Source organism: Marinobacter alkaliphilus (assembly GCF_055394375.1).
This window is the reverse complement of record NZ_AP043751.1, coordinates 1,374,423-1,396,954: the sequence shown is the minus strand read 5'-3', so window position 1 is coordinate 1,396,954 and position 22,532 is coordinate 1,374,423. Positions and strand designations below refer to the sequence as shown.

Below are 22,532 nucleotides of genomic sequence, written 5' to 3'. Positions count from 1 at the left end.
TCAGAGAATGTGTCTTGTCAGAAGTCCGCAACCAGGTCGGGTGCGGCCTTCTGTAATTGTTCGCGGAAGACGGCTTTGATTCGTTCAAGCGCCTCGTCGGTTTCAGCTTCGAACCTGAGTACCAGAACCGGCGTGGTGTTGGATGCCCGGCACAGCCCCCAGCCATCGGTATAATCTACCCGAATGCCGTCGATGGTACTGATGTTGCCGTCACCAAATTCACCCAGTTCACCGAGGCGCTCAATGATCGCGAACTTCTCGCTTTCCGTCACCTCGACATTCAGCTCAGGCGTGCTGATATCCTCAGGGAAATCGGCAAAGACATCGTCACTGTGACGATCCTCAATACCCAGGATTTCCAGCAACCGGGCTGCCGAATACAGGCCGTCATCGAAACCGTACCAACGCTCACCAAAGAACACGTGGCCGCTCATTTCACCAGCCAACAGGGCACCGCTTTCTTTCATTTTCGCTTTCATCAGGGAGTGGCCGGATTTCCACATGATGGGCCGGCCGCCAGCTTCGGAAATCACGCCCGCCAGGCGGCGGCTGCATTTCACATCGTACAGTACGTCCGCGCCCGGGTTACGGGACACCACATCCCGGGCGAACAGCATCAGTAACCGGTCTGGCCAGATGATCTTGCCGGTGTTGGTTACCACACCCAGGCGATCACCGTCACCATCAAAGGCCAGGCCGATATCGGCGCCGGTTTCCTGCACTTTGGCGATCAGATCCTGCAGGTTGGCCGGCTTGCCGGGGTCCGGGTGGTGATTGGGGAAGTCGCCATCCACCTCGCAGTACAGTGGAGTTACCTCACAGCCAAGTTCCTCGATCAGCATGGGGCCGAGTTCGCCCGCGATACCATTGCCGGCATCCACCACGACTTTGAGCGGGGCAGCCACGGCGATGTCACCGACAATCCGATCCAGATAGGCCCGGCGCACATCTTCCCGGGACTGGGCGCCCTGACCAGAGGTGAAGTCGGCGGTCTGAATACGCTGGTAAAGTTTCTGAATCGCCTCGCCAGACAAGGTTTCGCCGCCGAGCATGATCTTCAGGCCGTTATAGTTGGCCGGATTGTGGCTACCGGTCACCATCACGCCGGAGCCAGTCTGCAACTGGTGTGTGGCAAAATAGAGTACCGGCGTGGGCACCGCCCCCACATGGATTACATTGCAGCCGGTAGCCATGATGCCACTGGCCAGCGCATCGGCCAGGTCCGGGCTGGAATGGCGACCATCGTAACCAATGCAGATCGAGGTCACACCACGAGCCGCAGCCTCGGAACCAATAGCACGGCCAATCACCCGGACCACCTCGGGGGACAGGGTCTCACCGACAATTCCCCGGATGTCATAGGCCCGGAAGATCTCGGCGGCAACGTCCACGGATGGCAGCTCGGCTTCCACCACCTCGGGGATATCCTCATCGAACAGGGCGTCATCGCCACTGCCAAAACCAAGCACATCCTCGTCGCCATCGAGCATATCGATGTCGGGCATGTCCTTGTCCTGGAACAGGGGTTCTTCCTCACCGGACGCAGGCTTTCTGGCACCGGCTGCCACCTGCTGAGGTTTTGCGCTCTCGGCAGCTTTTGCCAGCCGTTTATCAACCATCTGCGACAGGCGGAACAGCACCTCGCCGGTAGACGCCACCATATCCCAACGGAAGGTCGGCAGTTTCACCCGCTCGCCGCCAAACACCTTGTGCGACCACTGGATCAGGGCCGTCACATCCTGGCGAATGCCTCGCTGGGCGCCGCCCAACAACACCCAGACAACAATTGCGGCCACCAGTGCCGGAATGCCGACCAGAACGGCGGCCACGATGGTATTGACCGGCGCCTCTGGCGCCCGGGCTGGCTGGAACACCACCGACCAGTCCGGATTCGACAGGGTTCTGGTTTCAGAAGGGCCCGAACCCCGGCCGGTGCTGACCACGGTACGCTGGGAACCTGATGCCGCCTGCACCAGCGACAACTGGCCTCCCAACTGGCGGTTGCCAACGGTCAGAAGGGGCTGAAGCTGATCCGCGCCGTAAACCACCAGCACACTGCCCTGCACTGCGTTGCTGACCGGATGTCGAACTGGCGCGGCGTACTGAAGATACCACTGATCGTTACGGGGAAAGGCGTCTGGTAATAGTGACTGCCCGTTCTCTGCCCGCCGGGCCAGCTCCAGGCCGGCAAACCCGAGCAGGCCGTCGCTGCTGCCGGTGCGGGGAATATCACGGTAACGGAAAACAAAAACCGCCTGGGCTCCGGGCAACGCCGCCTGCAGCTGGCGCGCCAGCTCGTCCCGGTCACCTTGCTCGGCAAGCTGATTGCTCACATAGCGCTGATTGGCCAGGGCACGCACCTGTTCCTGCTGGGCGCTAAAATACTGGTTCAGCCTCTGTTGGGCGCCGTCGGCCTCAACCACCCGGGCCTGCTGGTAACTGCGCTCACCGGCGGGCACAATCACCAGGAAATGAAGCAGGGCCACCGCAACCACGCCGGCCAGAACCACCACCAGCGACTGATTGAGTGCAACGGTGTTGAGTCGTTTGAGGCCAGACCCTGAGGATTCTGTTTTTCGCTTGTTTTTCCTTCCCGGCTTCTTTTCGGGATTGTCATCCACCGACGGCTCTTTGATTTTCTTTTTACCGAGTTTCATAGTGCTTCCCGCAATGATTTTTACGTCCCGGACAATCAGTTACCAGCAAAGTATAGACGCCGACCTGCATAAACGCTGCCAGCCTCCGGTAACCGACTCAGTGCGTTCCGGTTGAACCAAACCCGCCCTCGCCGCGGGTACTGGCGCCGAATTCAGACACCACTTCAAAGTCTGCCTGCACAACCGGCACCAGAACCAGCTGGGCAATACGTTCACCGATGGCGATGGTGAAAGCGGTTTGGCCCCGGTTCCAGCATGACACCATCAATTCACCCTGATAATCGGAATCGATTAACCCCACCAGGTTGCCCAGTACGATGCCGTGCTTGTGGCCAAGACCGCTGCGCGGCAGGATCATTGCCGCCAGCGACGGGTCGGCAATGTGCACGGATAGCCCGGTCGGAATCAGGTGAGTCTCGCCCGGCTCGACCGTTAATGGCGCATTCAGGCAAGCACGCAGATCCAGGCCCGCCGAGCCCGGCGTTGCATACTCCGGAAACGGTATGTCGGTGCCAATTCGATCGTCCAGGATTCGTACCTGCAGTTTCTTTTGCGTCATGAGTTCCCGACCTTGTTGCTGTGTTCGGCGATCAACGCCACCAATGTGTCTGCGATGGCCTGTTTGCTGTCCGGGCCAATCGCCTGCTCCCCGCTCGGCCAGAATACCGTGACGGCATTCTGATCGCTGTTAAAGCCCAGGCTCGGGACGGACACGTCGTTGGCCACGATCATATTGAGCTTCTTGCGTTGCATTTTATCGTGGGCATAGCGGGCGACATCTGTGGTTTCAGCGGCGAAACCCACGGTAAACGGAGGATTCTTGCGGGCTGCAATGGTCGCCAGCGTATCCGGATTGCGCACCAGCGACAGTGTCATCGCTTCGTCCGTTTTCTTGATCTTGTCGCCGGCACAGGCCGCAGGCCGGTAATCAGCCACCGCCGCTGTGGCGATAAAAATGTCGCAGCCCTCCGCCACTACCCGCTCGGCTTCCTGCAACATGTCTTGTGCCGTCATCACCGGTCGGACTGCCACGCCATCCGGCACCGGCAGGTTAACCGGGCCACTCACCAGTACCACCTGGGCACCCGCATCTGCTGCCGCCCGAGCCAGGGCATAACCCATTTTGCCGGAGCTGTGGTTGGAGATATAACGCACCGGATCAATGGGTTCACGGGTAGGGCCTGCTGTGATCACCACCCGTTTTCCCGCCAGCGCTCCGACAGTGGCCCGGGCTGCATCAGCCAGAATCCGGCTGGCAAGGGCGTCCGGCTCCAGCATCCGGCCAGGACCTGTATCACCGCAGGCCTGCTCGCCTTGATCCGGCCCCCAGACGGTGATCTGTGGGTCTTCCGCCAGCAGGGACATGTTTCTCTGGGTCCGGAAATTTTTCCACATGGCCTGATTCATGGCGGGGGCCACCGCAATGGGCGCCTCAGTGGCACAACAAACCGTGGTCAGCAGGTCATCCGCCATGCCCTGGGCCAGACGGGCCAGAAAATCCGCAGACGCGGGCGCCACCACCACCTGATCGGCCCATTTGGCCAGTTCAATATGACCCATGCCGGCCTCGGCCTCCGGGTCCAGCAGCGATGTACGCACCGGCTCGCCGCTGAGGGCCTGAAACGTCAGCGGCGTCACAAATGCCTCGGCGCCCCGGGTCATCACCACCCGCACTTCAAGGCCCGCTTTCTTGAGCAGCCGGACCAGTTCGGCACTTTTATAGGCAGCAATGCCACCGGTGATTCCCAGCAGAATTCGTTTGGCAGCCATGAAGGGCTCCGTAATCCCGTAAAATGAAAGGGTTATAAGATAGCACGCCCGGGCCCGGCAGGCAGCCTGCAAGAGCACCCGTTCGTTTACCAAATGTTACTTTTTGGAGTAACCTTTGTAATTCTGAGAACCGATGCAGGATGCATCACAATCTGACACGCAAGGAAGCACAGCATGACCAACCCTGCCTGGCCAACCGATGAACGGCCCCGTGAGCGCCTTCTGTCCCACGGCCCGGAAGCCCTGTCTGACGCCGAACTCCTGGCCATTTTCCTGCGCACCGGCACCACCGGCATGCCGGTGATGCAACTGGCCCGCCATCTGATCTCTGAATTTTCCGGCCTGCGGGGCTTGATGACTGCCTCCCGCAGGCAGTTCTGTGAGGTCAAAGGCCTGGGCACGGCCAAATACGCCCAGGTTCAGGCCGCCATGGAGATGGCCCGCCGGGTGATGGACGAACCACTGCGCCAGGGAGATCCGCTGCGCTCACCAGCCGACACCCGCCGCTTTCTCACCAGCCGGCTGGGCACTTACCCCCACGAAGTGTTCGCCGGCCTGTTCCTGGATAACCGCCACCGGGTTATCCAGTACCGGGAGCTGTTTCGCGGCACCATTGACGGTGCTGCCGTGTATCCCCGGGAAGTGGTTCGCCAGGCCCTCGAAGACAACGCCGCCGCTGTCATTTTTGCCCACAATCACCCCTCTGGCGTCGCCGAGCCCAGCCAGGCGGACATTTCCCTGACCCGCAGACTGAAAGAAGCGCTCGGACTGGTGGATATCAGGGTTCTTGACCATATGGTTATCGGCCACGGTGAGGTAATATCCCTGGCTGAACGAGGGTTGATGTAGCTGCAGCAGGGTCGCTTCCGGAAAACTGGCCAAATTCCCAACAATTTTTTGCGTTGGTCGGCCAGTTCTGGTATAAAAGCGTCCCTTTCTGGCGGCGTCTGGCGAGCAGCGTTCAGTTTAGAGGCGCGAACCGGTGGCAGTTATTGCTCCGGAGCAACCAGAGACGCATTAAAAAACGAATTCGTATTGATAGACCATTGCTCAGGTCGGAGGCAAGTATGTCCAGAGTTTGTCAGGTTACCGGTAAGCGTCCGGTTACCGGTAACAATGTATCCCACGCGATGAACCACACTCGTCGTCGTTTTCTGCCGAATCTGCAGAACCACCGTTTCTGGGTTGAGACCGAGAAGCGTTTCGTGAAGCTGCGCGTATCCACTAAGGGCATGCGCATCATCGACAAAAAAGGCATTGACGCTGTGCTGGCCGATCTTCGTGCCCGCGGCGAGAAAGTTTAAGGAGCCGCATCATGCGCGAGAAAATCAAGCTGGTTTCATCAGCAGGCACTGGTCACTTCTACACGACCAAAAAGAACAAGCGTAACACTCCGGAAAAAATCGAGATCAAAAAGTACGATCCGGTTGTCCGCAAGCACGTTGCGTACAAGGAAGCCAAGATCAAGTAATTGATCCTGCCTCCACAAAAAAACCCGGCCAGCGAGCCGGGTTTTTTTTATACCTGAGCAAAACACCCCTGCACCGAAAGGGTCTCGCAGACCTTAAAAGGTTTCCAGATACCCCTTCGGCAATGCCACATCCATGGCGATGGGCAAATGGTCCGATACCGGATAACTAATCACCTCGGCACGTCGGATTTCCAGGGAAGGACTGACCATAATGTGGTCCAGGGCCTTTTCGGGCCGCCAACTGGGGAAGCTGTGAGCCGTGCCCGGCAGGGGTATCAGATCCGTCTCTTTCAGGGGCGTTTGGGTCAGCAGCTGCTCTGCATGAGCATTCATATCCCCCATCAGGACTACATGCCGGTAGTCGGCAATGAGATCCCGCACGTAACCCAGCTGCCGCTGCTGTGCCGCCTTGCTGAGGGACAGGTGCATTTGTACCAGTATGAGCGGATCGTCTTCCGAACCATACCGGGCAATGATAGCCCCACGGCCGGGAATCAGGCCGGGCAGTTTGTGCTCAGTGACATCCAGAGGCCGATACCGACTCAACAGACCGTTGCTGTGCTGCGCGATCTGACCAAGATTGCGGTTTAATTGCTGATACCAGTAGGGAATACCAGCGGCTTCTGCCAGGTACTGGACCTGATTGATATAGCCACTGCGCAAACTGCCACCGTCGCATTCCTGCAACGCCACCACGTCGTATTGCCGCAACAGGGTGGCAATACGGTCGAGATTCTCGATGCGGCGACGATGAGGCAGAAAGTGCTGCCAGCTGCGGGTCAGGTAGTGATGGTAAGACGAGGTATTGATGCCCACCTGGATATTGAAGGTGAGCAGCCGGATATGACGATGGGGCTCAAACTCAGGTACATGCTCGCTACCAGAACAGGCCCCCCGGGGACCTTCCGGTCCCCGGAGAATGCCATTAATCTGATTGCGCAGACGCTTATACATAACAGGGGATTCCCACGCTGAACCTGAACGCGCCCCTCAATACCGGCGGCTCATTCTGCCGCAGCACGTTCCTGCTCGACCAGGTAGTCAACCACAGACAGCACGGCCTCATGACCACCTGCCATGGAGGCGCTGACCACGTACTTGCCATTTACCAGCATAGTCGGTGTACCGGTGATGCGCGCGCCGCGGATCTTGGCCTGGGCCTGCTGAACCCGTGCACGAACACCGAAGCTGCGGTAGTTGTTGAGGAACTCCTCGGCATCAACACCGTGCCCGCTGACGAAATCCGCCAGAGCTTCGGGGGAATTCAGGGGGCGACGTTCGCCAGCCAGTGCCGTAAACAGGGCGTCATGCACCTTGTCCAGCTCGCCCATGGCCTCCAAAGCATAAAAGGCGTAAGCGTGAGGCTCCCAACTTTGACCCAGTGCTGCCGGCAGCTTCACGAAATTCACGTAGTCCGGCGCCTGGTCAGCCCAGGACTCAACCAACGGCTTGAAGGTATAGCAGTGGGGGCAGCCATACCAGAACACTTCAGCAACTTCTACGCCTTCGTCGGATGCGGTGCGAACCGGATTATCCAGGGTGCGGTAATGGGTGTTCTCAACCCATGACTGAGCCTGCGCAACAGCACCAACCGCCATAGACAGCGCGAAAACAACAACTGTGCCTAGTGTTCTTATCATCGGGAATCTCCGAGTTCGATGTTCTGATGTGACCACGATTATGACCCAGCAAACCGGGAAAGTTCCACTGCTGGCCAGAAGGGAATGGTTACGGAAAGGTAAGCAGCAAAAACCCCGCCTTGGCGGGGTTTTTACAACTCGCTACAGAAGCCGGACTCAGTTAAGGCCGGAAACGTAGTTTGCCAAGGCCTTGATCTCAGCATCGGTCAGACGAGTAGCCACGTCCACCATGATGTTGGCGTTGGTGGTGCCTGCACGCTCGCCGTCACGGTAGGCTTTCAGCTGCTTCTCTACGTACTCGGCGGTCTGGCCGCCCAAGCGGGGGTAGCCCGCTGGCTCGTTGCCAGCACCGTTCGGACTATGGCAACCGGCACATGCGGCAACGCCGGAGGCCATGTTACCGCCACGGAACAGCGCCTGGCCACGCTCAACCAGACCTGGATCTGCCTGACCAACAACCATCTCCTGATCGTTATAGTAGGCAGCCAGATCCCACAGATCCTGGTCAGACATGTTGTCCAGCAAACCGGTCATTTCCGGAATCGGACGATCTCCGGTTTTAATATCGACCAGCTGGCGATACAGATATTTCTCGCCCAATCCGGACAACTTCGGATACACCGCCATGATCGGCTTGGCGCCGCCCTGGCCGTGACAGCTGGCACATACCGCTGCGTTCTGTTCACCCGCTGCCGGATCTCCTGCCCCGTGAGCCATTGCCGTCAGGCCAACTCCGAGAACAACTCCTGCGATCAGTCTTTTCATGCTCGCTCCGCTTCTCTCATCTTTGCATCTTGAAAGTATTCTTCGTTGTGCAGCCGGCAGGCGCCAATCTGTCTGGCTTTTCACCGGGGCTGACAGCGGTAACGCGCAGCGTCCCGCCGGAAATTGGTGTAGCATTATACATTAATCGCCGATAACTGAAATCCAAAGGAATACCAACCATCGTGGACCCTGATCTGACTCAAAAAAGCGTTTCGTTCAACAGTGCCCGTTTTCTGATCAGCGCGTCCAAACTGGACGAGTGCCCGCCAGACATCGGTGCCGAAGTTGCCTTCGCCGGGCGTTCCAATGCCGGCAAGTCCAGCGCGCTGAACGCCATTACTGCCAACGGCAAACTGGCCCGGACCAGTAAAACACCCGGCCGCACCCGGCTGATAAACTTTTTTACACTCAATAAAGAAAACATGCGCCTGGTCGACCTGCCCGGTTACGGCTACGCCAAGGTCTCCCGGGACATGAAAGACGACTGGCAACAACATCTGGGGCATTACCTGAATGATCGCCGCTGCCTGCGAGGCCTGGTGCTGGTGATGGATATCCGGCACCCACTCACCGACTTCGACCAAATGATGGTGGAATGGTGCGAGCATAACAACCTGCCGTTGATGATTCTTGCCACCAAAGCCGACAAGCTGAAATTCGGGCAAGCGAAAACGGCCATGCTGGGCATTGCCCAGAAACTGAAACCCTTTGCGTGCGTTGCACACCTGATTATGTTTTCCGCCACCTCAAAACGAGGCGTGGATGAATGCCGGGAAGCATTGACAGACTGGCTGGAGACGCCGGAATCGGAAACCCCCTGATGAAAAAACCGGCCTGCCATCAGACAGGCCGGTGAAACGTCAGGGTTTGCGACGTACCTGAGAACTCACTCAGGAGACGCAGGAAATGTCCGGTTTCCCACGTCACTACCTTTGAACGCGATCGCGGAAAAAAGTTCAATTTTTAACCAATCCCGACAGAAACCCCGGTTTCAGCCCGTGAGGACTCGCCGTTCTGCTCCGGATTTTCCGGCAGCGTTGGCCGATACTTTTCACGTAACGCCAGCACCTGCTCGCGATAATCCGGGGTCAGATAAGGCAATTCCAGAGTCAGCACCTGATAAATACCCTGCTTGAGTTCGGTCAGGGTGAGACTGGCAGGCTCGTCACTGGCGTGGGCGGTCTTCAGAAAAGCCATCCAGTTGGTGATCACCAGCCAGACGTTGAGCGACATGGCCGAACGTAGATCTTCCGGCTGCGGCTCGATGATACCCGCCTCCGCCAGCTTGCCGAAGATCCGATTGATGGCAGCAAGGCATCGATTGGTGAACTCCCGGTAGTCCTGGCGCAGCCGGGTATCGCTGTCCAGCAGATATTCCAGGTCCCGGTGAAAGAAGCGGTAACTCCACAAACCGTCAAACACCGATTCCAGGTAAAAGGTCAGGTCGTCGAGCGTCAGCAGCCGATCCTCCGGAATATCGAGGTAATAATCCACCAGTTTTTCATACTCCTGGAAGATCTCGTAGATGATGTCGGACTTGTTCCGGAAGTGGTAATACAGGTTGCCCGGAGAAATCGCCAGGTGCGCGGCAATGTGATTGGTGGTGATGTTCCTTTCACCCCGCTCGTTAAACAACTCCAGACTGGATAGCAGAATCTTGTCTCTGGTTTTCATCGTCCCGCCAGTGATTGTTGTTATCTGCATCACGGATGGCCCGATGAGCCAACCGTCATTTCTTGACTGCCTAGAGTATATACTCTAATAATAGCCTCAAGTGCAAATCGTCCAGATTTTAGCCAACCAAAAACAACAGGCTCAGGGTATCGCCCGGCAGCCAATGGGGAGAGAAACATGGGAGCCACTGTCGTCCAGCTCACCGAGAGCAAAAAGCAGATTCAGCACACCCATCGCGTGTTTGAGGACCAGAAGAAGGCGTTCCGGAACAACCCGATGCCGTCTCTGACCGAACGCAAGGAGAATCTGAAACGGCTCAAGCGTGCCTTACTAAGCCATCAGGACCGTCTGGTAGAGGCCATTGACAGGGACTTCAGCTGCCGTTCCAAAGATGAAACCCTGATTGCCGAGGTAATGCCATCCATCCAGGGTATCAACTACACGCTCAAGCACCTGAACGAGTGGATGAAGCCATCCAAGCGGCACGTCTCCGTTCTGTTCCAGCCCGCCAGCAACAAGGTGCATTACCAGCCCAAGGGTGTGGTCGGTGTGATCGTGCCCTGGAACTATCCGCTGTATCTGGCTGTCGGTCCACTGGTGGCGTCTCTGGCTGCCGGCAATCGCACCATGATCAAGATGTCGGAATTCACTCCGCACACCTCCGCACTGTTCAAGGAAATCATTGAATCCATGTTCCCGGAGGACCTGGTGTCGGTGATTACCGGCGAGGCGGACGTGGCCGCTGATTTCTCCCAGCGCCCCTTTGATCATCTGCTGTTCACCGGTTCCACCTCGGTAGGCAAACTGGTGATGCGCGCGGCCGCAGAAAACCTGACGCCGGTGACCCTGGAACTGGGCGGCAAGTCGCCTGCGATTGTGTCTCCGGATGTGCCGATGGAAGACGCGGCCCAGCGGATTGCTTTCGGTAAGGCATTTAATGCGGGCCAGACCTGTGTGGCACCGGATTACGTTCTGTGCCCGGCGGATCGGGTTCAGGGGTTTGTGGATGAGTTCCGCGCGAAGTTTGCGGAGATGTATCCAAGCCTGCGGGATAACGATGATTTCACGGCGATCATCAATGAGCGCCAGTACGATCGCCTGCAGAGCTATCTGGAGGACGCCCGGGCCAAGGGTGCCGAGTTGGTGGAGATCAATCCGGCCAATGAGAACATGAAGGACGGCACCCGGAAGATTCCGCTGACGCTGGTGTTGAAGACCACGCCGGATATGAAGGTGATGCAGGATGAGATTTTCGGTCCGATTCTGCCGGTGGTGAGTTACGGCGGTCTGGAGGAAGCCGTTCATTACATCAATGATCGGCCGCGTCCGCTGGCGCTGTATTTCTTTGGCTATGACAAGTCGCATCAGCAGTTTGTGGTGGATAACACGCTGTCTGGCGGTATGTGCATAAACGATGCGTTGATGCATGTGGCGCAGGATGATCTGCCGTTTGGTGGCATCGGTGATTCCGGTATGGGCCATTACCATGGTAAGGAAGGGTTCCTGACCTTCTCCCATCATCGGGCGATTTTTACCAAGCAGAAGTTCAACAGCGGTAAGTTTGTCTATGCGCCGCACGGAACGGCGGCCCATCGGATGGTTTATAAGCTGTTTATTCGCTGAAGCCCCGCTCGCCCCAGCCTTCGGGTTGGGTGCGGGCCGGCAGATGGGATGCCTTTCCGGGACACGCCGTAAATACCCCTGCGGGGTCCGGCCGGCAATCATAGATTGCCGTCGTCAGTTTGTCGCATGAAGCTTCGCTTCATAATCGCTCGAACTGACCCATGTAGGCTTGAGCAAAACATCCCTGTTTTGCACAGTCCCGGAAAGGCATCCCACCTCCCGGCCGCCAACCTCAAACAATCCGCCACTAAAACTATAAGAATCCATCATGACAACACACCGAATCCCCGAACACACTGATGCCAGCCCTTCTGACATCAGCCGACGCAGTTTCCTGAAAACCGGCCTCGGCGGCGCCATGTTCCTGAGCACCGTCAGTATGACCGCCGGCCTCACGGGCTGTGCTACGGCCCCCGCCGGGCGCGTGAGTGCCGTTGATTCCCGTATGGACGCCAGTTACCAGTTCGGGTTTTTGAGCCGGGATGATATTGCCCTGTTCGAGGCGCTGTTGCCGGCGATGTTTGCCGGTGCGCTGCCGGAGGAGCCGAATCAGCGGCAACATGCGATTGCCGGGACCATTGAGCGGATTGATCAGGGCATTGTGATGTTCGGGCCGGCGAATCAGAAGGAGCTGCGCAAGCTGTTTGATCTGCTGAATTTCGCGCCCACCCGGATAACCCTGGCGCGGGTGTGGTCGGACTGGCCGTCGGTCAGTACTGAGAGTGCCGAGGCGTTTCTCAACCGGTGGCGGGATAGCCGGATTGGTCTGCTGAACAACGGCTACATCGCGCTGACCAAGATCAGTAACGTGGCGTTTTATGGCCACGACGCGCACTGGCACTTGTCTGGCTACCCCGGGCCACCCACCTGGGCGGTTGATGCCCTGCCCCAGTTCCACAACGCCTGACCCCATCGCAGATTACGGAGAGCAGTATGTCCATGAACGATCCTATCGCCCGGGGCCTGGCTTCTGGCTGGAATGTTACTGATGCCAGCAAACTGACCACCGATCAAACCGTGGAAGCGGATGTGGTGGTCATCGGCACCGGTGCCGGTGGCGGCACCACGGCGGAGATTCTGGCCCGGCAGGGGCTGTCGGTGATTCTGGTGGAAGAAGGCCGGCTGTATTACCAGAAAGACTTCAAGATGGATGAGCTGACGTCCTATGCCAGCCTGTATCAGGAAGGCATGAGCCGGGTCACCGCCGACGGCGCCATCGCCATTCTGCAGGGCCGCTGCGTGGGCGGTTCGACGACCGTGAACTGGACCAGCAGTTTCCGCACGCCAGACGAAACCCTCAATTACTGGAGCCAGAACCTGGGCTTGAGCGATCTGGCCCCGGACACCATGGCCCCGTGGTTCCAGGGCCGGGAAGAACGCCACACCATGGCGCCATGGGTAACACCACCAAACCTGAACAACGACATCCTCAAGCAAGGCTGTGAAAAGCTCGGCTACTCCTGGCAGGTGATCCCCCGGAACGTCAAAGGCTGCTGGAACCTGGGCTACTGTGGCGTCGGTTGCCCCACCAACGCCAAACAGGGCGCGCTGATGACCACCATCCCTGGCGCCCTCGACAACAACGCCCAATTGTTCCATGGCCTGCGCGCCGACCGGCTGGTGATGAACCAGGACCGCATCGACCACCTGCAAGCCAGCGCCATGGGCCCGAACGGTGTCACGCCCTCCGGCGTCACCGTCACCCTCAAAGCCCGCCACTTCGTAGTCGCCGCCAGCGCCATCGGCTCCCCCGGGTTGCTGCTGCGCTCAGAGCTGCCGGACCCCTACAAGCGCGTCGGCAAACGCTCATTCATTCACCCGGTCAACGCCACCGTCGCCCGTATGCCCGCCAAGGTTGATCCCTTCTACGGTGCGCCGCAGTCGATCTACTCCGACGAATTCAACTTCAAACACGGCGTCGACGGCCCGGTAGGCTACAAACTGGAAGTGCCGCCGCTACACCCGGCCATGGCCGCCGGCGTCGTCCCCGGCCACGGCCAGGAACAGAGAGACAACCTCGGCCAACTGCCCTGGATGCAATCCGTCATCGCCCTGCTGCGCGACGGCTTCCACGAAGACAGCCCCGGCGGCACCGTCAGCCTGCGGGACGACGGCAGCCCGGTACTGGACTACCCCATCACTGACTACCTCTGGCAAGGCATCCGCCAGGCCTACCTCGACATGGCCGAAATCCAGTTCGCCGCCGGAGCCGAAGCCGTCCAGGCCGTGCACCTGGACTCCGGCTGGTACACCAGTTGGAACCAGGCCAAAGACGCCATCAACCAACTCCCCATGAAACCCCACCGCGCCCGCCTGTTCACCGCACACCAGATGGGCGGCTGCGGCATGGGTGCCGACCCGAAAAACTCCGTGGTCAACGGCTTCGGCGAACACCACCAGGTAGCCAACCTGAGCATCCACGACGCGTCCATCTTCCCCACCAGCATCGGTGCGAATCCGCAGTTATCGGTGTATGCATTGGCGGCAAGGAACAGTAACCGGTTAGCGCAGAAGCTAAGAAAGCAAGGCTAGCCTTCGCTCCTGCAATAAGATGAAAACGTGGAAAACTCCCAGAGATTCCGGGGAGACCTGCACTCAGTTGGGTAGCGCTGGTCGGGGGTGTCCTCCCGGGAGTCTTGAGGGCCATGGACGGCCCGAAAGAAGCACACAGGGAAGTGCTCGTAGCGTCTCCCGGGAGGCCACCCCGGACCGGCGCCAGCACCGAAACAAGGCACCATTCGCAAAAGGCCCGGTACACCACGCGGACTACAGCATGTAAACGGTTCCTGCTATCCTACGGCCCATCAACAAAAGGAGCTGTGCATGCCCAAAGTCATCTACCCAGGCACCTTCGACCCAATCACCAACGGCCACACCGACCTCATAGAACGCGCCGGCCGCATGTTCGACGAAATCGTCGTCGCTGTTGCCTACAACCCGAAGAAACAGCCCCTGCTCAACCTCGAAGAACGCTGCGAACTGGTCCGGCAAGCCACCACCCACCTCCCGAACGTCAGCGTCACCGGCTTCAGCAACCTGCTCGCCGACTTCGTACGGGAACAGAACGCCACCGTCATACTCCGCGGCCTGCGCGCAGTCTCCGACTTCGAGTACGAATTCCAGCTCGCCGACATGAACCGCCGCCTGGCCCCGGAAGTGGAGAGCGTGTTCCTGACACCCGCCAACCACCTGTCGTACATCTCGTCGACCCTGATCCGGGAAATCGCCTCGCTCGGTGGCGACATCTCCGAATTCGTCGACCCCGCAGTGGCAAATGCCCTGAAAGAGAAGTTCAGCAAGTCCTGAAGGGATTAAAGCAGTGGCGGCATCGGAATCTCGATGCCATTGATATCCAGAACCAGATCCTGCAGGCGGCCAGTCATGACCAGTTGGTCGCCGGCATCCACCAGCAACCCCTGTTTGATCAAGGGTGCCACCTGCATGCGCACGGCCGGATAGTTCTCAGCCAGGGCCAACGGCATACGGAAGTCCAGCGCCCCGGTTAAGCCCTGCATCACCATCAGCATGTTGGCCCGTTCACTCTCAGACAACTCGGGATGGGACAGATCCAGGCTTCCCTGTACGGCTCCCTCTGGCGTATCCAGGCTCAACTCCCGGATGCCGGCGGAAAATCCGGCGGCCGCCAGCCCGCGAACCGAGTCGTTAAACCGCTGCATCAGGGCCATCTGCTGCTCGAACGCCGCCTGCGGGGATTGACCGGCCTGCGCCGCCATCAGCTGCATGTCGGTCATCACCGAACTGAACTCATTCCAGCTGGCAACATCAAGACCATCTACAGCGAACTCTATCCGGTGCGGGCCGAAGGTACCGTCATCAAAGACAACGGAGTCCAGCTCCAGGGCAATCGAGGAATCCAGTCGCTCGCCTTTTCGGTCTGCCTCGCTATGACTGCTCAGGGCGATACCGTTAAACGCCACGGGTGGCACCTGAGGACCCTGCATGGTCAAGGCATCAATCGTGACCGCACCGGCGCCGGTCCAGATATCACCGGATAACCAGGCAAGGCTCTGCTCCATGTGCACGTTTTCAATGGTGACATTCATCTCCGGCCCGGACAGCACCACCGCCGGCCAGACCACCAGCATGTCGGCTTTTTCACCCAAACGGCCAATATCAATCCGTGCCAGACCACCGCTGCTGCGCAAAACACCACCACCGTGTGGCTCGCTGATCTCGATAGCAGGGGCCTGCAATTCCAGCGTGGCGGAACCCCAAACCCGGGTTTCCAGTGTCAGTTTTGGTTCGTCGTTGGGGAACCAGCCTGCCCCCTCCGGCTGCCAGCCTTCCGTAGGTCTGAAATTCAAGTGGCTGCCAGTAATGCCGTGAGAAACCTGAACCTCAAAATCTATGCGGTTACTCTCGCCCGTGGCCGGGTCCAGAAAGGTGGCTGTGCCAGACACTTCGGAGCTCATCACACCGCGCCGGTACCGATCGGTTTCCATGCGCAGGAATGGCTGGGCATTGTTGACTTCCTCGGTCGCATTCAGCCAATGTTGCTCAGTCAGATAGCCCACGCCCCAGGGGGCTACGCCAGCCACTACCAGTATCGCCGTGCCGGCGATGGTCCAACGTTTAAGATTCAAGGTTCCAATCCTGTTGTGTTTTTATTTCCTGCTGGCCGGGGCCAGCGTATTAATTCGGTTTAGAGGTTAACCGGTCCAGCAACACCAGCTGCGAAGCCAGGCGCTCCTCACCTTCTTCTGGCTGATTCTGTAGATAACTGCCATCAGACTGCAATACCCAGGACTGGCAGTTATCTGAAAGATAGGTATCCAGATCCTCGGTCACCCGCTCGATCAGCGCCGGCTCTTCGATCGGGAAGGCGGTCTCAACCCGGCTCAGCAGGTTCCGCTCCATACCATCGGCGCTGGAACAGTAAACGTCGGGTTTGCCGTTGTTGCCGAAGTAATATACCCGGGTATGCTCCAGAAAGCGCCCGATGATGGACCGCACCCGGATATTTTCTGACAGGCCCGGCACCTGGGGACGCAAGCAGCAGATACCACGAATGATCAGATCAATACTGGCACCGGCCTGGGACGCCCGGTACAGGGCTTTGATCACCTGCGGCTCGGTCAGGGCGTTGAACTTGAAGATAATGCGCCCGTTCTCCCCAAGCCCGGCTTCCCGCTCTATCAGGCTGATCAGGCGATTGTGCAGGGTGAAGGGGGCGTGAAACAACTTCTTGATCTTCAACGCCTTGCCCATGCCGGTCAGCTGCTGGAACAGCTTGTTGACATCGTCACCGATGGATTCGTCGCAGGTCATGAAGCTGTAATCGGTGTACAGCCGGGCGTTACCGGCATGGTAGTTACCGGTACCCAGGTGCACATAACGGCGCAGCCGGCCTTCTTCCCGGCGCACAATCAGGATCATCTTGGCGTGGGTTTTGTAGCCCACCACGCCGTATACCACAATAACCCCCGCCTCCTGCAGACGGCTTGCCAGCTCCAGGTTTTCGGCTTCGCTGAACCGGGCCCGCAGCTCGATAACGGCGGTCACTTCCTTGCCCCGCCGGGCGGCATCCGCCAACGCCTCGACAATTTCGGAGTCGGCTCCGGTACGGTACAGGGTCTGGCGGATCGCCAGCACATGGGGATCTTTCGCCGCCTGACGCAGCAGGTCGACCACCGGGCTGAAGTTTTCATAGGGATGCAATAACAGCAAGGGCCGCTTGCGGATGGCATCAAACATGGATTCCTTGCTGCGAATCTGGCGCGGAATCGAGGGTGAAAAACTGGAATAGGTCAGGTCGGGGCGATCCACCAGGCTGCCAACGGCCATCAGACGGGTCAGGTTGACCGGCCCATGCACCTGATACAGATCCCGCTCGGTCAGACCGAACTCCCGCAACAGAAACTGCACCAACTCCTCCGGGCAGTTGTCGGCCACCTCCAAACGCACTCCGTCACCAAACCGGCGACTCAACAATTCGCCGCGCAGGGCCGACGCCAGGTCTTCCAGGTCGTCCTCCAGCTCAAGGTCAGCGTTACGGGTCAACCGGAACTGGTAACAGCCTTTCACTTCCATGCCCGGGAACAACTCGTCCGCGTGGGCGTGGATCATCGATGACAGAAATACCAGGTTGTCGCCGCCGTCACAGACGTCATCCGGAAGCCGAACCAGACGAGGCAAGGAGCGGGGTGCAGGCACAATGGCCATGCCGGTTTCCCGACCGAAGGCGTCTTTGCCATCAAGTTCAACGATGAAGTTGAGGCTCTTGTTCACCAGGCGAGGGAACGGGTGCGACGGGTCCAGCCCGATGGGGCTGACCACCGGTAATATCTCTTCCTCGAAGTAGTTCCGCACCCACTCTGCCTGGGCCGGCGTCCACTCACGGCGCCGGACAAAGTGAATGTTCTCTTTCTCCAGCTCGGGGATCAGCACGTTATTGATGATGTCGTACTGCTCGTGGATGTAGTCGTGGGCCACCCGGCTGATCTCCGCCAGCACCTGGTCTGGCTGCATGCCGTCCACGCCCACGGTCTCCCGACCGTACTTCATTTGCTGGCGCAGGCCCGCCACCCGGATTTCAAAGAACTCGTCCATGTTGCTGCTGAAAATGCAGCAGAAGATCAACCGGTTGATCAGCGGATGAGTGGTATCCAGCGCCTGCTTCAACACCCGGTAGTTGAACTGAAGCTGACTCAGCTCGCGGTTGAAATAGTTTTCACTGGCGTCCAGATTGATGTCTTCACCCACCGGCGGTACATCTACCGGCGCAGGCACACTCTGGTCACTGATCTCTGCGGTTTGCGCATTCTCGGTTGTCATTACTCTTTATATCCATGGTTATTTCGGGCGCCTTCAAGCCCCTCTATGCCCGCGAACGATCCCTCATCAGTCTCGCCGCGCGCACTGCAAAATAGGTCAGGATGCCGTCAGCACCGGCACGGCGCATGGCCATCAGGCTCTCCATCATCACCGCATCGCCATCCAGCCAGCCGTTCTGCGCAGCGGCCATATGCATGGCGTACTCGCCGCTCACCTGATAGACAAACGTGGGCACCTGCAGTTCGGTTTTCACCCGGTGCACAATATCCAGATAAGGCATGCCCGGTTTAATCATCACCATATCGGCACCCTCGGCCAGATCCATCGCCACTTCATGAATGGCTTCGTCACTGTTGGCCGGATCCATCTGATACGTCGCCTTGTCGGCCTTGCCCAGGTTGGCGGCAGAACCGACCGCATCCCGGAACGGGCCGTAATAGCTGGAGGCATACTTGGCAGAGTAGGCCAGAATCCGGGTATTCACATAACCGGCACCTTCCAGGGCATCGCGGATAGCCGCCACGCGACCGTCCATCATATCTGAAGGGGCAACCACATCAGCCCCCGCATCGGCATGGGACAACGCCTGGTTCACCAGAGCTTCAACGGTGACATCGTTCAACACATAACCGTTATGATCAATAATGCCATCCTGGCCATGGGTGGTGAACGGGTCCAGGGCAACGTCGGTGATCACGCCCAGTTCCGGCTGAGCTTTCTTCAGGGCACGAACCGCCCGCTGAGCCAGACCGTCCGAATCCCAGGCACCCGAGCCAGACAGATTCTTCCTCTCAGCAGGGACGACCGGAAACAGCGCCACCGCCGGAATGCCCAGCTCCACCAGTTCCGCAGCCTGCTCCACCAGAAGATCGACGCTCAGGCGCTCCACCCCCGGCATGGACGGCACCGCCTCACGCTGGTTCTCGCCTTCAAGCACAAACACCGGGTAGATCAGGTTATCAGGCGACAGCTGACTTTCCCGAACCAGTCGGCGGGAAAAATCACTGGCGCGGTTACGACGCAAACGGGTCGACGGATAGGCTCGGCTTGAGATCGGCGGGCGCTGTTTGGACACGGATAACCTCCTGAATATGGATGGCTTTGGAAAGTGATGACATCATACACCCCAGAGGCCACGCATTGCAGGTTTGAGCCCAGTGTGCCGTTGACCGATGACAATCCAGTGACAAAAAACGGACGGCCCTGCCTCAGAATGACAGTCGCCGCCCGCCAACGAAGGGAATCAGATGGATCGGTTGTTAAACCCTACTTCCACCTTGCGTGGGGAGTCCGCACGGAAGGTGGTGTCCACCTCCTGTATCCGACCGCCACTTTGCAGGAATGCTTCGATATCAGCCTGCAACTGGGCCCTGACCCGTGCCCTGCCGGCAATGGAATGGTTATCGTCACTGTCGCTGGTCCAGTTACCGGACTGCTCCAGATTGCTTTCGTCGAATTCACTCATGGTATTTTCTCCATCAACGAAAACAGAACTACAAGTACTGTTGGCTCTACGCCTGACAGCACCCCGTCTCGACCGCCGGCCGCCTGCGGCCCCGTCTTGGCGTCTTTATAATCCGGTTTTGGTGACGACGCTATTTCCTGACAACCACTTTTTTGTAACTTTTTGTATCCAATCTCAAGCCCATGATTTTAAAGATGTCTTGTATGACAAAACAAACAACTGCAAATTGACACAAAGAATGAACCATGATTCACTACTTGTAAGGAGCCGGCATGGCCTATCGTGAAACCGAAAAGATGCGCGAACGGAAAGCCCGGGCACGCCAGAACATCATCGAGCGCACCTGGGAATGTGTCGCTGAAGGTGGCTTCCGAAGCGCCCGCATCACCCGGATTGCCGGCCTGGCCGGCGTCGCCACTGGCACCATCTATCGGCATTTCGAGTCCCGCGAGGACCTTTTTGCCGAAATCTTCCGGTTGGCCACCCAGCGGGAAGTCGACAAAGTGGCCGAAGCGCTCAACGTATCCGGGAACGCCGTTGAACGCCTCGACAACGCCTTGAGGAAATTTGCCCAGAGGGCCCTCAAAGGCCCCATGAAAGCCTGGGCCCTGATCGCCGAACCGGTGGATCCGAAGGTAGAAGAAGAGCGACTGGTTTACCGAAAGGCTTACGCCAGCTTGTTTGAACAAGCGATCCGGGATGGCATAGCCGAAGGCTGCATACCGAACCAGAACGCACGGCTCGCCAGTACCTGCCTGGTGGGCGCGATATCAGAATCCCTGGTGGGGCCCCTGTCACCAACCCAGACAGACATACCGCCGGGGCAAGACAACAACGAAGATGAGCTGGTCAACACCATCGTCTGCTTCTGCATACGGGGGTTGACCGGCACCAGGAGCTAACCATGAACAGCCCGCAGCGCAAGACCGAGTCCACCGCCGACAACCGCTACCTGTCGGCCACCCACGAGGTGATCAACCAGCCACGACCGCTGGAGAACTACAACCTCTACGAACAGGACACCGCGCTGCGGGAGGCGGTACTGCGAGAGGGCGCCGGCTTCGCCAACGACGACCTGAGTCAGTTTGGCGCCTGGGCCGGCCAGGCGGATACCATTGACCTGGGCAACCAGGCCAACGCCAACAAACCCTCCTTCCGCACCCACGATCGCTACGGCCACCGGGTAGATGAGGTGACCTTCCACCCGGCCTACCACGAACTCATGCGCGTGGCCCTGGAGAACGGCCTGCACAGCTCGCCCTGGACCAACCCCGGCAAGGGCGCCCACGTCGCCCGCGCCGCCAAATACTACCTGCACTCCCAGGTAGAAGCGGCCCATTGCTGCCCGATCACCATGACCTTCGCGGCCATCCCGTCGATCCAGAACCAGCCAGACCTGGCCAAACTCTGGGCCCCGAAAATCCTGGCCAACGAATACGACAGCCGCAACGTACCAGACACCGACAAAACCTCCGTGACCATCGGCATGGCCATGACCGAGAAACAGGGCGGCAGTGACGTACGTGCCAACACCACCGTGGCCTACCCGACAGGCCAGGAAGGCCCGGGCCAGCCCTACGAACTGGTCGGCCACAAATGGTTTGTCTCTGCCCCCATGTGCGACGCTTTCCTGGTCCTGGCCCAGACCACCAGCGGCCTGTCCTGCTTCCTGATGCCTAGATGGCGCCCGGACGGCACAAAGAACCCCTGGCAGGTACAGCAGCTGAAAAACAAAATGGGCAACGTTGCCAACGCCTCCAGCGAAGTGGAAATCCGCGGCGCCCTGGCGTGGATGGTCGGTGAAGAAGGGCGCGGCGTCAGAACCATCATTGAAATGGTCGCCATGACCCGCTTCGACTGCATGATCGGCAGCGCCGCCGGCATGCGCCAGGCCGTCGCCCAGGCCAGCCACCACTGCCACAACCGCAGCGCCTTCGGCGCAACCCTCAGCGACCAGCCGCTGATGCAGAACGTCCTGGCCGACCTGATCATCGAAAACGAAGCCGCCCTCGCCTACACCATGCGCGTAGCCCGGGCGATGGACAACCAGAACAACGAACACGAACGCCTGCTGGCCCGCCTGGCCACCCCCGTAGGCAAATACTGGATCTGCAAACGCACCCCCAACCACGCCTACGAAGCCATGGAATGCATCGGCGGCAGCGGCGTGATGGAAGACTGCATCATGCCCCGACTGTTCCGGGAGTCTCCGGTCAACGCCATCTGGGAAGGCAGCGGCAACGTCCAATGCCTCGACACCCTCCGCGCCCTGCAGAAAGAACCCGAAACCCTGGACGCCTTCTTCAAAGAAGCCGCCGAAGCCCGTGGCACCGACCGCCGCTTCGACCAGTTCCTGGCCCAGCTCCAGCACGACTTCGCCGACATCAGCGACTTCCAGTACCGGGCCCGCAACCTCGTCGACCGCATGGCCCTGACCATGCAAGGCTCCCTGCTGCTGCGCTTTGGCGATAAAAACGTCGCAGACGCCTTCTGCGCCTCAAGACTGCAATCCAGCGGCGGCATGAACTACGGCAACCTGCCCTCCGGCACCAACCCGGCGGCGATTATCAAACGGGGGACGCCTGTAGTAGGCTAGGGGAAACCCAGACAGCCCGTCCCGAAAGCCAGGGCAACCGGCTGAAGCGACTCCCCGTATACCGTTCGGGAAGCGG

Annotated in this window: 21 protein-coding genes; 10 read left to right on the top strand and 11 right to left on the bottom strand. The window is 59.0% G+C overall.

The genetic code is table 11. The annotated features are described in order from the left end of the window. Window positions 1–17 precede the first annotated feature (17 nt). From ACZ5Q2_RS06215 to coaBC, 3 genes are all read right to left on the bottom strand, one after another. On the bottom strand, window positions 18–2,657 hold the full coding sequence (locus ACZ5Q2_RS06215; RefSeq protein WP_432210337.1) for a phosphomannomutase/phosphoglucomutase: 2,640 nt from the start codon (window positions 2,655–2,657) through the stop codon (window positions 18–20). Between the two features lie 97 nt (window positions 2,658–2,754). Beyond that, window positions 2,755–3,216 (bottom strand): dUTP diphosphatase, encoded by a 462-nt coding sequence (dut, locus tag ACZ5Q2_RS06210; protein ID WP_058091501.1) that lies wholly within the window; start codon window positions 3,214–3,216, stop codon window positions 2,755–2,757. After that, window positions 3,213–4,427 (bottom strand): bifunctional phosphopantothenoylcysteine decarboxylase/phosphopantothenate--cysteine ligase CoaBC, encoded by a 1,215-nt coding sequence (gene coaBC, locus ACZ5Q2_RS06205; RefSeq protein WP_432210338.1) that lies wholly within the window; start codon window positions 4,425–4,427, stop codon window positions 3,213–3,215. The genes dut and coaBC overlap by 4 nt, the downstream gene beginning before the upstream one ends. A 174-nt stretch (window positions 4,428–4,601) precedes the next feature. On the opposite strand from coaBC, the gene radC reads away from it, so the two are divergent. The 3 genes from radC (at window position 4,602) to rpmG (ending at window position 5,898) form a co-directional block, all read left to right on the top strand. Continuing rightward, window positions 4,602–5,276: a RadC family protein gene (radC, locus tag ACZ5Q2_RS06200; protein ID WP_432210339.1), complete on the top strand. Its 675-nt coding sequence runs from the start codon at window positions 4,602–4,604 to the stop codon at window positions 5,274–5,276. A 218-nt stretch (window positions 5,277–5,494) separates the two neighbouring features. Then, window positions 5,495–5,731, top strand: a complete 237-nt coding sequence (gene rpmB / locus ACZ5Q2_RS06195; protein ID WP_058091504.1) for a 50S ribosomal protein L28 — start codon at window positions 5,495–5,497, stop codon at window positions 5,729–5,731. 11 nt (window positions 5,732–5,742) lie between these two features. After that, window positions 5,743–5,898: a 50S ribosomal protein L33 gene (gene rpmG, locus ACZ5Q2_RS06190; protein ID WP_008173465.1), complete on the top strand. Its 156-nt coding sequence runs from the start codon at window positions 5,743–5,745 to the stop codon at window positions 5,896–5,898. Window positions 5,899–5,991: 93 nt separating this feature from the next. On the opposite strand, the gene ACZ5Q2_RS06185 is transcribed toward rpmG, so the two are convergent. The 3 genes from ACZ5Q2_RS06185 to ACZ5Q2_RS06175 form a co-directional block, all read right to left on the bottom strand. Then, complete coding sequence (locus ACZ5Q2_RS06185; RefSeq protein ID WP_061330822.1) at window positions 5,992–6,852, bottom strand: endonuclease/exonuclease/phosphatase family protein; 861 nt, start codon at window positions 6,850–6,852, stop codon at window positions 5,992–5,994. A gap of 50 nt (window positions 6,853–6,902) precedes the next feature. Then, entirely contained in the window at window positions 6,903–7,538 is a 636-nt protein-coding gene (locus ACZ5Q2_RS06180; protein WP_106693972.1) for a thiol:disulfide interchange protein DsbA/DsbL, read from the bottom strand. Between the two features lie 156 nt (window positions 7,539–7,694). Further along, window positions 7,695–8,303, bottom strand: coding sequence for a c-type cytochrome (locus tag ACZ5Q2_RS06175; protein ID WP_432210340.1), 609 nt, complete (start codon window positions 8,301–8,303; stop codon window positions 7,695–7,697). Between the two features lie 182 nt (window positions 8,304–8,485). Here ACZ5Q2_RS06175 and yihA point away from each other — a divergent pair, with 182 nt between their 5' ends. After that, window positions 8,486–9,124 (top strand): ribosome biogenesis GTP-binding protein YihA/YsxC, encoded by a 639-nt coding sequence (yihA, locus tag ACZ5Q2_RS06170; protein ID WP_432210341.1) that lies wholly within the window; start codon window positions 8,486–8,488, stop codon window positions 9,122–9,124. Window positions 9,125–9,266: 142 nt separating this feature from the next. Here the strand turns inward: yihA and ACZ5Q2_RS06165 are convergent, their stop codons facing one another. Continuing rightward, window positions 9,267–9,977, bottom strand: coding sequence for a TetR/AcrR family transcriptional regulator (locus ACZ5Q2_RS06165; protein ID WP_072676133.1), 711 nt, complete (start codon window positions 9,975–9,977; stop codon window positions 9,267–9,269). Between the two features lie 177 nt (window positions 9,978–10,154). Here ACZ5Q2_RS06165 and ACZ5Q2_RS06160 point away from each other — a divergent pair, with 177 nt between their 5' ends. The 4 genes from ACZ5Q2_RS06160 to coaD all read left to right on the top strand — a co-directional run bounded on the left by ACZ5Q2_RS06160 (window position 10,155) and on the right by coaD (window position 14,906). Next, the gene (locus ACZ5Q2_RS06160) at window positions 10,155–11,600 is read left to right on the top strand and encodes a coniferyl aldehyde dehydrogenase (protein WP_061330827.1); all 1,446 of its coding nucleotides are present in this window, start codon (window positions 10,155–10,157) and stop codon (window positions 11,598–11,600) included. A 268-nt stretch (window positions 11,601–11,868) separates the two neighbouring features. After that, window positions 11,869–12,507: a hypothetical protein gene (locus ACZ5Q2_RS06155; protein WP_432210342.1), complete on the top strand. Its 639-nt coding sequence runs from the start codon at window positions 11,869–11,871 to the stop codon at window positions 12,505–12,507. 26 nt (window positions 12,508–12,533) lie between these two features. Next, window positions 12,534–14,132 carry a GMC family oxidoreductase gene (locus tag ACZ5Q2_RS06150; protein WP_061330829.1) on the top strand — a complete coding sequence of 533 codons (1,599 nt, stop codon included), beginning with the start codon at window positions 12,534–12,536 and terminating at the stop codon, window positions 14,130–14,132. Between the two features lie 291 nt (window positions 14,133–14,423). Then, on the top strand, window positions 14,424–14,906 hold the full coding sequence (coaD, locus tag ACZ5Q2_RS06145) for a pantetheine-phosphate adenylyltransferase (RefSeq protein ID WP_061330830.1): 483 nt from the start codon (window positions 14,424–14,426) through the stop codon (window positions 14,904–14,906). A 5-nt stretch (window positions 14,907–14,911) separates the two neighbouring features. Here the strand turns inward: coaD and ACZ5Q2_RS06140 are convergent, their stop codons facing one another. The 4 genes from ACZ5Q2_RS06140 to ACZ5Q2_RS06125 form a co-directional block, all read right to left on the bottom strand. Further along, complete coding sequence (locus ACZ5Q2_RS06140) at window positions 14,912–16,204, bottom strand: DUF945 family protein (RefSeq protein ID WP_061330831.1); 1,293 nt, start codon at window positions 16,202–16,204, stop codon at window positions 14,912–14,914. Between the two features lie 49 nt (window positions 16,205–16,253). Then, window positions 16,254–18,395, bottom strand: coding sequence for a polyphosphate kinase 1 (gene ppk1 / locus ACZ5Q2_RS06135; protein ID WP_061330832.1), 2,142 nt, complete (start codon window positions 18,393–18,395; stop codon window positions 16,254–16,256). Window positions 18,396–18,438: 43 nt separating this feature from the next. Further along, complete coding sequence (gene hemB, locus ACZ5Q2_RS06130) at window positions 18,439–19,470, bottom strand: porphobilinogen synthase (RefSeq protein ID WP_171039992.1); 1,032 nt, start codon at window positions 19,468–19,470, stop codon at window positions 18,439–18,441. Between the two features lie 168 nt (window positions 19,471–19,638). Then, window positions 19,639–19,860: a hypothetical protein gene (locus tag ACZ5Q2_RS06125; protein ID WP_061330833.1), complete on the bottom strand. Its 222-nt coding sequence runs from the start codon at window positions 19,858–19,860 to the stop codon at window positions 19,639–19,641. 272 nt (window positions 19,861–20,132) lie between these two features. Here ACZ5Q2_RS06125 and ACZ5Q2_RS06120 point away from each other — a divergent pair, with 272 nt between their 5' ends. After that, window positions 20,133–20,762 (top strand): TetR/AcrR family transcriptional regulator, encoded by a 630-nt coding sequence (locus ACZ5Q2_RS06120; RefSeq protein ID WP_061330834.1) that lies wholly within the window; start codon window positions 20,133–20,135, stop codon window positions 20,760–20,762. 2 nt (window positions 20,763–20,764) lie between these two features. Then, complete coding sequence (locus tag ACZ5Q2_RS06115) at window positions 20,765–22,456, top strand: isovaleryl-CoA dehydrogenase (protein WP_061330835.1); 1,692 nt, start codon at window positions 20,765–20,767, stop codon at window positions 22,454–22,456. The last annotated feature ends 76 nt before the right edge of the window (window positions 22,457–22,532 follow it).